The organism is Blautia sp. Marseille-P2398 (genome assembly GCF_964240315.1).
GTDB lineage: Bacteria > Bacillota > Clostridia > Lachnospirales > Lachnospiraceae > Blautia_A > Blautia_A wexlerae.
The window spans coordinates 221319-233216 of record NZ_CAXSTD010000003.1; the positions used below are offsets into that span (position 1 = coordinate 221319).

Sequence of the window (11898 nt, forward strand, 5' to 3'; positions counted from 1 at the left end):
CTGTTTCCTTTCCAATGTTCCAGAAGGAATATATTTCAATACCCTCTCAAGATGTAATCTATAAACATCCAGATAGGCATTGTAATCAGGAAGAACATAACCAGATACATAAATGCTCTATTTAATTTCCTCTTGACATATCTTTTTACTTGTCTCTTAAATCTGCGCTCCCACTGGTCATAGGTCATCACTGTTTCTGTTCTTCTCATGGTTTCCGTCCTCCCTGTTACTTATCTGTTAATGTTTGGTTGAATCATCCTTTCTCTGATAGCTAATAAGTGATATAACGTCACATACAAGCTTTACAATCAGAAGTATCAATGTGATTCTTCTAAGTTTCTTATTGTCTTTCACTTCTGTATGTCCTCCTTGCCCGTCATGCCGATAGCACAGCCATATGATTAGATGTTCAGAAGCATTTTGCCAAGTGCATCCCAGATAAGTTTCTTTACTGTACGTGTTCCCTCTTCGCCTAAGTAAAGCGGAATATCATCGTAATCTTCTACTACATCCTCGTTTGATTCCTGCCAGAGATAAATGTCAAGAATAAAATCTGAATTAATCCCTGTAATCCATCCACCGAAAGTATACTGTACATTCACATCAACACAGATTTCTTCTTCGTCAACGTCTGGATGCTTCTCAAGAAAGTCTTTGTACAACTTATTCACAAGATCTTCTAAACCTTCATTTGCATGTGAAATTGGAATATGTACCAGAAGATTCCCATTGACTGCTTCAATGTTATTCAGATTAATGGCTCCGATTTCTTTTACTTCTACTGTCTTGATTGATTTTGCTTTCATTTAGTCCTCTTTCTCCCCGTTATGCCGTTAGGACAGCGAATTTGATTTATGTTATCCAGACTCCCTTATATGGGGAGTTTCGTCTTAATTCTCAAAGACTCATCAGTGGATTATGATCTTGTATAATACTTTTGAACATCAATTGTGTCCTCAATGTCACACATCTTACAGCCTTTAACGTTTTCAAGTTGTTCTTCAATGTCTACTGGAAAAGCAAGACTTTTGAAAGTCTCTTCACATTCTGCAAGAATTTGATTCTGAATCATATCTGGTAATTCACATACATATGTATGGGCTGTAATTTTTGTTGTTGTCATTGTCTGTTGTCCTCCTGTTCTTTTGACTACCTCCCACCCTGTAAGAGTGGGAACGCTCATAGCTTAAAGCCCTGTTTATAGTGGCTATGACCACTCATTATTTAATTACTCTTTGCAACTTTTACAGTGACTCTTTCAACTGGAATATTCTTTGAATATTTTTTATAGCTTTCTTCACCGTTTTCTTCGATGAATGCATCTTTATCAAAAGAAGATCTTACAAATGCTGTGAAAAGAACTGTCAGACCTGCAACTGTTAATTCGTTTTTCTGACGTTTCTTCATATAGGAAGAAGTCTCACTTTTCAGTTCTTTAATTTCTTTTTCAAGAGCATCCATCTCTTTTTTCTTTTTAGCTTTCTTCTGTTCAAGTTCATAGATTCTTTCTGAGATTGTCTGTAATTCTTTCATTGTTCTACACATATTCTTTATCCTCCTGAAATTTGATTTTCTTTTTTTGTAGGAGCATCAGCCTTGGCAGGTCTTAAACCAATCTCGATAACTTTATGTATCTTTGCTTACCCTTATCCAATGTTATGTGAGTGTCTCTGGTGTGCTTTCGCTACTTCATTTTCACCCTTCGCTGTTGCTCTTGTGTGTTGCTGTGTTTCATTTGATGAGTTTATTATATACCCTAGATGTAGTGATGTCTATTGACAAATATCACAATGTTTAGGGTATGTTTTGGCACACGTTTTATTCACTCTGCACAATGTCTAGGGTATAGTTGATTTTTATATAAATATATGGTAAAATTACATAGAGGTGAAGTGCATGATTAGTTATGAAAAGTTAGTTCTTAAATTAAAAGAAAATGGTTTTTCTCAATATAAATTAAAACAAGAAAAAATACTGGGATCAGCAACCATTACAAAAATATTTAAAAACAATGGTTTAAATGGTGAATCTATAGATATGAAGGTTTTAGACAAAATGTGTAAGTTATTAGATTGTCAACCAGGTGATTTACTTGAATGTGTGAAAGACCTAGAAGGATATTCAGACACATCAGAACGAGGTGCAAAAAAATAGGAAAGAACATATTTATATGTGTTCTTTCTTTTTTTATACCCTAAATATTGTTACATTTTATATAAAAAAGCATACCTAAATCTAGTGATATTGTATATTGACCATCACTATCTTTAGGGTATATAATAACCTTATCAAAAAGAACAGAACCAAACAAAAGATGCACAAAAGATGGAGGTTATTAGTTATGACAACAAAAGAAAATGTATATGAAATGGTAACAGATAGAATTATTGCAGAACTGGAAAAAGGGAACATCCCTTGGAAACGTCCTTGGACAGGAGTTAGATCAGGAGCATACAACAGAATTACAAAGAAACCTTACAGCATTATCAATCAGATTCTTCTGAAACATTCTGGATCATATGCAACATTTAAACAGTGGTCAGACTTAGGTGGACATATTAAAAAAGGTGAGAAATCAGAAATCGTTGTATTCTGGAAGATATACCAGAAAGAAGAAACAAACGAAGAGACAGGAGAAAAGGAAGTCAGAAAGATACCTGTATTAAAATATTATAACGTCTTTCATATCTCACAGGTGGAAGGTGTGAAACCTTTAGAAGTACCATTTAAAGAGGTTGAGCCAATAGAAGAAGCAGACAAGATCATCACAATGTATGTGAATCGTGAACATCTTGACTTCAAAGAACTGCCAAGCAATAAAGCCTTTTATAGCCCATCCTGTGACAGAGTAGTTGTACCAATGAAAGAACAGTATGAAAATATCAATGAGTATTACAGCACAACATTTCATGAACTGACACATAGCACAGGACATAAAAGTAGACTCGACAGATTGGAAACAGGAGCCATTGCAAGTTTTGGAAGCGAAACCTATAGCAAAGAAGAATTAGTTGCAGAGATTGGAAGTGCTTCACTCATGAATATGTTAGGAATTGAAACACCTCAGACCTTTAAGAACTCAACAGCATATATACAGAACTGGTTACAGGTTTTGAAGAATGATAACAAGTTTATCGTATCTGCAAGCAGTAGAGCAGAGAAAGCAGTCAATTATATCCTTGGTAAATGATACAGAGGCGGTTGAAATATACCGCTTCTTTTTTATGTCCTTCTGCCGTATGTCTGCTGTTGTCTATCCTGCTTCTGAATCAGATTATATATGTATGATATATTATAATATAAGGCATGGCAGAAGGTGACGCATATACAGGTGTGATGTGTATATCTTTATGGAGTAATAACAGATCATGTGATGGTGTGGTAGCATCAGAGTATATGAGCGCATGAGTATATATGCATTATACTATATAGTATAGTATATAACAGTGTGTGCAGGTATAGTATATATAGTGTATATAATAGTATGTATCGTACAGTGCAGTGCAGTGTATAATGTATGTATTATGTATAATAGTATATATCAGTATGTCAGTTATGTGATGTGTGACTGAATGAAGCAAGGCACATTTGACACATTGACAGGGTCACAGAGCAATGACAGAACCTTGAGCAAGTGTCTATATGATTCTCTGCCAGTGTGCCAGATCATAAAGCAATTTGCTATCTGCTGTTGTCTCATGCTATTCTGTATCTGTGCGCTTTCTCTGTGTCTGCTGTCTGGTTATCTGGGGCGTAGCTTTCTATTGTGTTGCTGTGAAGGTTCTGTGCTGTCTCTGTGAGGATTTTTGTTTTCTGGTGCTGTTATGTTTGGTGTTGTGTCTGGTGATTCTGTTATATTATTCCGATTGTATTATTGTGTTTCTTACTATCTGATATTTATTATATATTATTATTTGTAATACTATCCAGTACAGAAAAAATTTAGGCTAAGAGAATTATGTGTGTGATTCTCCTAGCCTTTTTATATTAAGTGTGTTGTGTGTTGTCGTGTCCATCTCTGGACGGTTATACTTTTGTATCTTCTCCTGTGATCCGCTGTTGTTTCTGTCTGGTGTTCTCTGTCCATCTCCACAAGCAATAGGGGCTTTGCTATTTCTCCATGCTGTCTGGTGGGATGGTCAGAAGCTTATAAGATTTTTGTATTCTGGCGGTCACATGATGGAATACTGTTTATTGTGTTGTGTATTCTCTGGTGCTGTTGTGTATTCTCTGGTGCTGTTGTGCTGTCTCTGGTGCTGTTGTGCTGTCTCTGGTGCTGTTGTGCTGTCTCTGGTGCTGTGTTGTGCTATCTCTGCTGTCTGCTCTGGAAATGTTTGAAGTACCAGGACATAGGGGAGACACACCCCCGGGTGGTTTACATTTCTGTAGAAAGGGCGTGTGGCGTGTAGGGCGTGATGTGTTCAATTCTCATGATACGGGTAAAATTTGAATGTTCCGAACGTCTGCTGCTTTACTACTCAATCATAATAATTTCTATTTGGGAAATTCCCACTACCATATCCAAGATTTAACACTTGCACAACTCCTGTTTTAGTATTCTTAAAATAAGCATATAAACCTGTTCCTGTCCCTTTAATGGATAAGGTTACTTTTGAATTATTTTTTACTCTTTTTGTACCATCATACATATTCTGTACTTCTATCTTGGTTAATTTCCATCCTTTTTTCGGTACTATCTTTATAGTTGCTGTAATATCTTTCTTTCGATTATTATGATTGAAGTGTCTGGATTTTTTAAAATATTTAGTATAATTCGTACTTCCTATTTTAAATGATTTACAAGGATCTTCATATTTCACTACTGTAATCTTCTGTGTAAAAGTTTTTCTCGCATATCGGAAAGAAACTTTTGAAGTCCCTTCCTTTAAAACATTCACCCTTATAGCTCCAAACTGCTCATCTAATTCGACTTTGACAACATTTGGATTGGAATTTTTAATGTTAGATATCTTGCCGTTTGGAAGAGGATCATAAACAATGATAAAACCACCAGACGGTCTTTGATTTTCATATAAATAATAACTAACATTTTTCTGTATAAAAGGATTTGCTGCCTGTACATCAACGCAAGTTCCAATTTGCGGAATCGTTATTGTACTTGCAAGTCCAAACGTCAGAACAAATAATAAAATGCCTATAAACTTTTTCATTCTCTTCATAGTGATTACCCCTTTTATTGTAAAATTTGTAGTTTAATGTATTCTTCCTGAATGCCTGCCGCAATCATCAATCATATGGGATTTCAAAATTCTTCTCGTATAAATATTTCCACATATTTACTGCCGCTTTATTGTTCACCCATACTCCATTCATACCTGGATTATGAGAAAATGCTGATGTTGTATAGTAATATCCATTATATTCAAATGCATTAGAATAATGTGTATTTGTTTTAGAACGAATTACTACTGAATAAATATCTCCATAACCACCAAATGAATTTTTAGCATAAGCATGGACAACTAATCTACTGATATTATCACCGTATCCATTTCTAAAACTTTCCTCATATGCAATATTTCTTATATGTAAAGAAGATGGAAACTTAGCCGAGTTATATGCTTTTTGAATACCCATAGCAGCCATTACTAATTGAGTATTATTATCTTCTTCTACAACAACTGTAATGTTTTTGTAAACATTAGGATAGTCTGTACCATATAAATGAATTGTCGCAGTTCCTGTTCCTATTGCGTGAATTTTCAACAAATAATCGCTGTCTGTTGCATCCTTAAAATAGGAATCAGTTATATTTGAATTATTATCAGAGCATGATAATTTATCCAAATCACTGTCTATTTTTAATTCATAATATTCGCCTTTTTTCATCTCAATTTGCGTGGTCTCTGGATTTATGATATCAAAAACCGAATAATCTACGTTAGGATTTCCATATTCATCATATTGAAATACTGTTCCTTTTTTATCATATCCACTGCGATATACCTTTCCAGAGTACTTAACACACGCACGTACCGCATATAAATTTTCTCCCATGGTAGATGGGACTTGCTTGGCATTTAATCCATTGCTTTTTTCAACCATCTTCCACTTGCTATTTGGGGTTTTGAATAAAATTTCATAATATTGAGCACCATTGCTTTTACTCCAAGATATATCTACGGTTCCTGTTCGATGACCATAATCAATATCATTAATTTGTGGCATTTCCATCTTAGTTACTGCAAAAAGCTCCTTACCCGCTTTACTCCAAACATTTGAATTTGATACTTTCTTGTATGCTTTCACAGTATAAAAATATTGTTTTCCAGGATTTAAACCATTATCCGTATAAGCCGTTACATTTTCACCTTTAACTGTTTTTATTGCTTTCCAACCACTATTATCATTTTTTCTATAGATTCTATAACCAGAAACACCATTTACTTTTTTCCATTTAATTCGGATTTCAGAAGTTCCTGTAGTTTTTACTAATACTACTTTAGGGGGTGAGATTTTTGATGAAGTTGAAGCCTGTATATTGCTTACATTTATCATACATCCAACCATGATTACACAAATCAAAACGTATAATACTTTTCTTACTTTTCTCATGTAATTAGTTCTCCTTTTATTTTCAAATAAAAATTTTTAGAATATTAAAATCCTGGGAATTTCTCAAATGTTCCAAAAGATGTATCCATTCTTTCACAAGTAATAGTTGGCAGTGTAATTTTCTCACCTGAAATTGCTATATAATCTTCTGTTCCCATTGCAATTCCATACACCGTAACTTGATCTCCTTCCATCAAATTGCCGCTCATATCTAGTCTTGAATAAGAACACCAAATTGTTTGACTAGAATCTGAATTAATTGCCAGTCTAATATTGTTTCCCCCTCCTTCATTAATCACTTGGACAACAGAACCAGAGAACTTTACTGGTGTATTTATATAATCGACTGGATTTCTCATGAGCATTTCATAACTAATATCTGTACGATATCTGGATAATTCTTTTGCACTTTTAATCTCGTCATTTACGTTTAACATTCCCACTAATTCTTCTGTAATTTCACCTTTGGAAGCTTTTCCATTATTTTCCATATAACTCTTTACAGCATTCTTTGTTCCATCTCCAACTATACCATCAGGAATACCACAATCGTATCCCATATCATTTAGAGCCTGTTGTACTACTTTTATTATTTCTATATCATTAATTACAGCAGCACTTGGACTAGTACTAGCATATTCCAGTTTACTTGTATATAAGAAATCCCCTTTGTGATAAAAGGTTTCTTCTATTTTTATATTATTTTCATATTTCCACTCAGTTCTTGTACCATCGTTTCTCGTCTGCGATATAAGATTTCCATCTGCATCATACGTGTAATCTTCATATCTTTCATTGTCCCTTTCGCTATATATAATATTGCCGTTATCATCATAAAAATAATTTGTGGTAGCTTGATTATCATATTCGATATTTTCAAATTTTTCTTGACATAAACGATTTTTATCATCATATGAATAAGACGTTGTATATTTTACACTATCATCTGCAACATTATACGTGGTTGATTCTATTAAGTCATCGCCTTTATACTTATGAATTGTATAATATGAATAGCTTGAATCTTTATTGTCCTCATGATCTATTCTAATGTTATTGCCATCTTTATCATATGTGTACTTTTCATCATTGTTTACGGTACCATCTGGATATACACATTGTTTCTCAATTAACCGATATTCGTCATCATATTCATATTGATATGTAAAAGATAACTTACCATCGTCTCCAAACACCTCTTCTTTTTCAATATATTGGTCTGGAATTAAAGTTTTCTGTATATTTTCATTTGACTTGTCTTCATCTTCTGTAGCTTTGGCTTTTTCCTCTTCTGCATCAGCAGCAGGTGTGGTTTCTTCCTGTACTGTCTCTTTATCAGATTCGTTCTGAGATGCTTGTTTTTCTTCAAGAGCAGAAAGTCTTTCTTCTATACCATCAGAACTGTCTTTGTTAGAATCACTTTTTGCATCAGACTTTTCTTCTGTTGCTTCTGATGTAGCATTATTTGAATCTGTACTTTCAGAGTCAGATGTTTCTTCATCATCTTCATCCATAACAGATTTGAAAGCTTCTCTCGCTATGGTAATTTCTTTTTTTAATAATTCAGTACCATCATTCAACGTCCCTACCATAGTAAATGACAATTGTTTAAAGTCCGTATTATTTACTTCTTGTAAAGTTTCAAGCATAATATACCAAGCAGAAGAAAAAGATGTTCCTGCCTTATAGTCGTTAGAATCCCATTGAAATGCAACAGTTGTATCATCAACTTTAGCATCTTGTACTTTCAGCGTCAAAATATTAGGATACGAATTTTTTATAGACATATTTAATATGATATCAGAAGCATCTAAAGTATATTCTGCCGAATCCATTTTAATTGTTACTTTTTTATCTTCATATATTGATGTCTCTGCACCTTTTTCAGATATACTTATTGAATCTGATTCACCACTTTTCTGCTCAGTTGTTTCAGTATCACTCGCCCATGTTATCACTGGCGTCCCTACTGATAATGAAGCTACCATACACATTGCTAATAATTTTGTTTTCTTCTTCATGTTCATATCCCCTTGATCTTTTTGTATATAAAAAAGACATTACCCCAAACATACTTGAAGCAATGCCTTAATTATCATAGTTGCAACTGGCTGTCATACATTCGCTTAGACCCTGTAGTTTTGCGTCACCAGATTTCTCTGGCTATGCCGTATTTGATTGTATAAACATTTCACATAAAATTCACAATTTGATTATACTACTGCTATATGTAATATGCAATTCTTTTTGTCAAATTTGTTCGACATTTCGTACTTACTATCACATTTCTGTAATACTTACATTATATTCGTTATTACGAAGATATTCAAGTATAAGAATCTATTTTATGATAATAATATCAAATATCTTTAAAGGAACAGCCATGATAGATTACAGCCCATTCTGGGAAACATTAAAGAAAACAAATGAAAACTGGTATACTTTGACAAGCAAGCATCATATGTCTCATAGCACTTTGCATCGTCTTAAACATAACCAAGACATTTCTATGAAGACAGTCAATGACTTATGCCGTATTCTGCACTGTCAAATACAGGATATTTGTGTCTATGTTCCTTCTGATGAAGATCAACCTTTATGATAATATATCATGTTCTCAGAATGCTTCTCAAAGCTTGTATTTCGCTTTATAATGAATTTTTATATAGCGTATGAAGATTTTCTCATGTGTGCATCATTCGTTCTTAAAATTTAATATACGTGTTTATAGGGGCGGTAGTTTTACATTAAAGAGTACCGCTCGGCAGCAGCCATATAAAACGTAAAAAAATAGGCATACCAAGGATTGTGCTCCCTGATATGCCTATAATATATTAATACGGTTCTACTCGTACCGTAAGCAGTTTCTCATATATGTATTCTGGTATCTTATCTCTGTATTTTGACACCGTAATTGCAATGTCATATTCTTTGAACTTCTTATAATCTGCAAATGCTTCTTCTATTGTATCCCTATATGGTAAATCAATTATATCTTCTGTACCAAAATAAGTAATCTGTCCGTAATATTTATTGACTTTACCATTATATCTTACTCCAAGAGGAAGCACATTGTTTGGTGTTTCCCCATCTTTATAATGCTTTTTACTGTTGGCAAGTAATGTATTTAAGCCTTGTGGCAGAATACAGATTGTCTCTGGAGAATATACCTTGCTTCCATTACCAAATAAATCCTTGTCTACAGCCATTGATTCGCCTGGTACTTTATAATATAATTCCAAGTATCTCTTGACAAATAACTGCGGATAATCTTTCCATTCTTGACACAATTCAACATCATCATAACACTTGTGCGCACTCTCACTGTTATTTTCACCTTTACATCGACTGGAAATAGAACCATACGCAATCATTGCTTGATTCTTGGCATTGTTGACATACTCAATATATTCCTGCTCATAGTTTAACTCCTGCCATGTAATCTTATCTGCTTTAAGATTTATGAAATCTTTGCCAGTAACATAAATCAGATTTTTATACCAATTATCATCAAAGTCACCATTCTTATGCCAGACCTTACCTCTGCCTCTATATTGTTTCAGAAAGCATTTTGCTACTAACTCTTCTGGACTGGTTTCTCTCTTAGTGGTTTCAACTATGATTTTGCCTGTTAGTTTCCCTCTGATTTTTTCTGGTGTTCGCCACACTTCATAAATAGTATAATGGCATTTTCCTTGCTTATGCTCATAGAATTTGTTCATATTTGGGTTTCTATGGTTATTTACACCTCTTCCGTAATTAGAAATCCAATAGTTTTCTGTCTGCGGTACTCTTACAAATACTTCAAATGCACTGATTAATTTACATTTAATCGGATGCTCTACAGGTAGCATATCTGTTAGTGGTATCTCTGCCAGATTTTTATTTTCATCAAGAATATACTGCATCTTCATTTCTGTATTGTTTGATTCCATTACTTCTCTAATCCTTTCCCATCTGTAATATTTTCAACAGCAGCAATTGTCCTATCAGCCATTGGACACCACTCAGGACTTGTCTCAGGTAAATTATCCTCGCCCAGTTTACCCATCAAATTTACTCTATTTCTATTATCACAATAATACATCTTCTTATTGACAGCATAGCATTTTACATATTCACAATCTTTACATCTCATTACTCTTCTTCTCCTTCTTCGTATTCATCATCTTTATTATTTGCTTCTTCTTTGAGATAATCTCCATACGCTTCGCAAGCACGATTTAACACAGTACCAGATTTAAACTTTGCCTTATATCTTTCTGGAATCTCATACACATTTTTTCCTGTTCTTTCCATTCCAGAACATGCTGTTCTTTCCTTATAAAATTTAGGCTTTACAGTGAAGTATCCTAATAATACCAGTTTATCTCCATTTTCTAAAATATCTGTCATAGTGCGAAGCATATAACGGATTGTCCAGTATGTATTCCAGTAATCTCCACCTATCCTATTTTTTGGTATTCTCTCATATACTTTGAATCTATTATCTTCTCTCATCTTATCATGCACCATTTTGGTAAATTCTGCTTCATATATTGTTTTGTTCATTGTCATTTCCTCCTTGTTTTTGTTCTATGAAATCACCATTTCTTTGACAATATTTTTAAGCACTAAAATAAGCCCACGTACCTGTTGTTATAAAAGTACATGGACTTATTCAGATGTTTAAATGTTCTGTTATTGTTATAGATGTAATGCTATATTCTGTGGTGTAAATTTGGTGTAGTTACACCTGTTTAACACCCGTTTTCCCTTGATTTTACGGGATAAAATCGTAAATGTGATATTATAGTGCATATTATTCAAAAACACAAGTGGTATTTACATTTTTTTGTGAAATTTTGTTGAAATTATAAAAATTATATGTTTTTACTGGATTTTTGGAGATATTTATCACTATGAGATATTTCTATTCTATTTCATAACTCTATGTATTTTCTTATATCTTCTTACATCTTGGTATGTGTTTGGTGTAAAATTGGTGTAGTAAAGCCCTTTTTGACCGTTTCAGAATCAATTTTGTAATCTCGATCATTTCTCCATCAATATTTGCGTAGTACTTTCCTTCATAAAAATATGGGTGTTGAATATACATATCCGTTCCTCCTGAATTTGAAATCTTGTTGCTCGTTTCAAATTCAGAAGGCGGACCTCTGTTTAGGATCATGCCTGCTCCACCTTTATCCTGCCGGGACATCCCCGCAGTTATTGGCCGAGAAATTCAGGCACGAAAAAAAGCCCCAGTAGTTTTTTTCTTAACTACTGAGGCTTTCGTCTCTTTCTTGTATTCAGTTATCTATGCCTTCTTTCATCAGCATA

13 protein-coding genes and 1 riboswitch are annotated in these 11898 nt (G+C 33.8%); of the genes, 3 read left to right on the forward strand and 10 right to left on the reverse strand.

Annotated features, from left to right (window positions below; translation table 11 throughout):
• Window positions 1-35: 35 nt before the first annotated feature.
• From ACESZG_RS05450 to ACESZG_RS05465, 4 genes are all read right to left on the reverse strand, one after another.
• The gene (locus ACESZG_RS05450; protein WP_173720819.1) at window positions 36-209 is read right to left on the reverse strand and encodes a hypothetical protein; all 174 of its coding nucleotides are present in this window, start codon (window positions 207-209) and stop codon (window positions 36-38) included.
• 192 nt (window positions 210-401) lie between these two features.
• Window positions 402-806, reverse strand: a complete 405-nt coding sequence (locus ACESZG_RS05455) for a hypothetical protein (protein ID WP_347044559.1) — start codon at window positions 804-806, stop codon at window positions 402-404.
• Between the two features lie 110 nt (window positions 807-916).
• Window positions 917-1123, reverse strand: coding sequence for a hypothetical protein (locus ACESZG_RS05460; protein ID WP_347044560.1), 207 nt, complete (start codon window positions 1121-1123; stop codon window positions 917-919).
• A 101-nt stretch (window positions 1124-1224) separates the two neighbouring features.
• Window positions 1225-1545, reverse strand: a complete 321-nt coding sequence (locus tag ACESZG_RS05465; RefSeq protein ID WP_173720815.1) for a hypothetical protein — start codon at window positions 1543-1545, stop codon at window positions 1225-1227.
• Window positions 1546-1896: 351 nt separating this feature from the next.
• Here ACESZG_RS05465 and ACESZG_RS05470 point away from each other — a divergent pair, with 351 nt between their 5' ends.
• Together ACESZG_RS05470 and ACESZG_RS05475 are read left to right on the forward strand one after the other, a co-directional pair.
• On the forward strand, window positions 1897-2154 hold the full coding sequence (locus tag ACESZG_RS05470; protein WP_173720814.1) for a helix-turn-helix transcriptional regulator: 258 nt from the start codon (window positions 1897-1899) through the stop codon (window positions 2152-2154).
• A 187-nt stretch (window positions 2155-2341) separates the two neighbouring features.
• On the forward strand, window positions 2342-3190 hold the full coding sequence (locus ACESZG_RS05475) for a zincin-like metallopeptidase domain-containing protein (protein WP_347044561.1): 849 nt from the start codon (window positions 2342-2344) through the stop codon (window positions 3188-3190).
• 1288 nt (window positions 3191-4478) lie between these two features.
• Here the strand turns inward: ACESZG_RS05475 and ACESZG_RS05480 are convergent.
• From ACESZG_RS05480 to ACESZG_RS05490, 3 genes are all read right to left on the reverse strand, one after another.
• Entirely contained in the window at window positions 4479-5180 is a 702-nt protein-coding gene (locus ACESZG_RS05480) for a hypothetical protein (RefSeq protein WP_347044562.1), read from the reverse strand.
• Window positions 5181-5247: 67 nt separating this feature from the next.
• Entirely contained in the window at window positions 5248-6576 is a 1329-nt protein-coding gene (locus ACESZG_RS05485; protein WP_347044563.1) for a fibronectin type III domain-containing protein, read from the reverse strand.
• A gap of 44 nt (window positions 6577-6620) precedes the next feature.
• Window positions 6621-8597: a peptidoglycan-binding protein gene (locus ACESZG_RS05490; RefSeq protein ID WP_368210937.1), complete on the reverse strand. Its 1977-nt coding sequence runs from the start codon at window positions 8595-8597 to the stop codon at window positions 6621-6623.
• Between the two features lie 78 nt (window positions 8598-8675).
• Window positions 8676-8756, reverse strand: a riboswitch (cyclic di-GMP riboswitch).
• A 203-nt stretch (window positions 8757-8959) separates the two neighbouring features.
• Here ACESZG_RS05490 and ACESZG_RS05495 point away from each other — a divergent pair.
• Window positions 8960-9178 carry a helix-turn-helix transcriptional regulator gene (locus ACESZG_RS05495; protein ID WP_082419112.1) on the forward strand — a complete coding sequence of 73 codons (219 nt, stop codon included), beginning with the start codon at window positions 8960-8962 and terminating at the stop codon, window positions 9176-9178.
• Window positions 9179-9410: 232 nt separating this feature from the next.
• On the opposite strand, the gene ACESZG_RS05500 is transcribed toward ACESZG_RS05495, so the two are convergent.
• Genes ACESZG_RS05500 through ACESZG_RS05510 form a run of 3 tightly spaced genes read right to left on the reverse strand, consistent with a single transcriptional unit; the run spans window position 9411 to window position 11127 of the window.
• The gene (locus ACESZG_RS05500; protein ID WP_368210938.1) at window positions 9411-10511 is read right to left on the reverse strand and encodes a hypothetical protein; all 1101 of its coding nucleotides are present in this window, start codon (window positions 10509-10511) and stop codon (window positions 9411-9413) included.
• Window positions 10511-10714, reverse strand: a complete 204-nt coding sequence (locus ACESZG_RS05505; RefSeq protein ID WP_368210939.1) for a hypothetical protein — start codon at window positions 10712-10714, stop codon at window positions 10511-10513. The genes ACESZG_RS05500 and ACESZG_RS05505 overlap by 1 nt, the downstream gene beginning before the upstream one ends.
• Window positions 10714-11127, reverse strand: coding sequence for an HU family DNA-binding protein (locus tag ACESZG_RS05510; RefSeq protein WP_373217709.1), 414 nt, complete (start codon window positions 11125-11127; stop codon window positions 10714-10716). Before ACESZG_RS05510 ends, ACESZG_RS05505 begins: the two co-directional genes overlap by 1 nt.
• Between the last annotated feature and the right edge of the window lie 771 nt (window positions 11128-11898).

Excerpts from the sequence above, each read along its gene's own strand:
- ACESZG_RS05450 (WP_173720819.1), bottom strand. The coding sequence starts at position 209 with ATGAGAAGAACAGAAACAGTGATGACCTATGACCAGTGGGAGCGCAGA.
- ACESZG_RS05455 (WP_347044559.1), bottom strand. The coding sequence starts at position 806 with ATGAAAGCAAAATCAATCAAGACAGTAGAAGTAAAAGAAATCGGAGCC.
- ACESZG_RS05460 (WP_347044560.1), bottom strand. The coding sequence starts at position 1,123 with ATGACAACAACAAAAATTACAGCCCATACATATGTATGTGAATTACCA.
- ACESZG_RS05465 (WP_173720815.1), bottom strand. The coding sequence starts at position 1,545 with ATGTGTAGAACAATGAAAGAATTACAGACAATCTCAGAAAGAATCTAT.
- ACESZG_RS05470 (WP_173720814.1), top strand. The coding sequence starts at position 1,897 with ATGATTAGTTATGAAAAGTTAGTTCTTAAATTAAAAGAAAATGGTTTT.
- ACESZG_RS05475 (WP_347044561.1), top strand. The coding sequence starts at position 2,342 with ATGACAACAAAAGAAAATGTATATGAAATGGTAACAGATAGAATTATT.
- ACESZG_RS05480 (WP_347044562.1), bottom strand. The coding sequence starts at position 5,180 with ATGAAGAGAATGAAAAAGTTTATAGGCATTTTATTATTTGTTCTGACG.
- ACESZG_RS05485 (WP_347044563.1), bottom strand. The coding sequence starts at position 6,576 with ATGAGAAAAGTAAGAAAAGTATTATACGTTTTGATTTGTGTAATCATG.
- ACESZG_RS05490 (WP_368210937.1), bottom strand. The coding sequence starts at position 8,597 with ATGAAGAAGAAAACAAAATTATTAGCAATGTGTATGGTAGCTTCATTA.
- ACESZG_RS05495 (WP_082419112.1), top strand. The coding sequence starts at position 8,960 with ATGATAGATTACAGCCCATTCTGGGAAACATTAAAGAAAACAAATGAA.
- ACESZG_RS05500 (WP_368210938.1), bottom strand. The coding sequence starts at position 10,511 with ATGGAATCAAACAATACAGAAATGAAGATGCAGTATATTCTTGATGAA.
- ACESZG_RS05505 (WP_368210939.1), bottom strand. The coding sequence starts at position 10,714 with ATGAGATGTAAAGATTGTGAATATGTAAAATGCTATGCTGTCAATAAG.
- ACESZG_RS05510 (WP_373217709.1), bottom strand. The coding sequence starts at position 11,127 with ATGAACAAAACAATATATGAAGCAGAATTTACCAAAATGGTGCATGAT.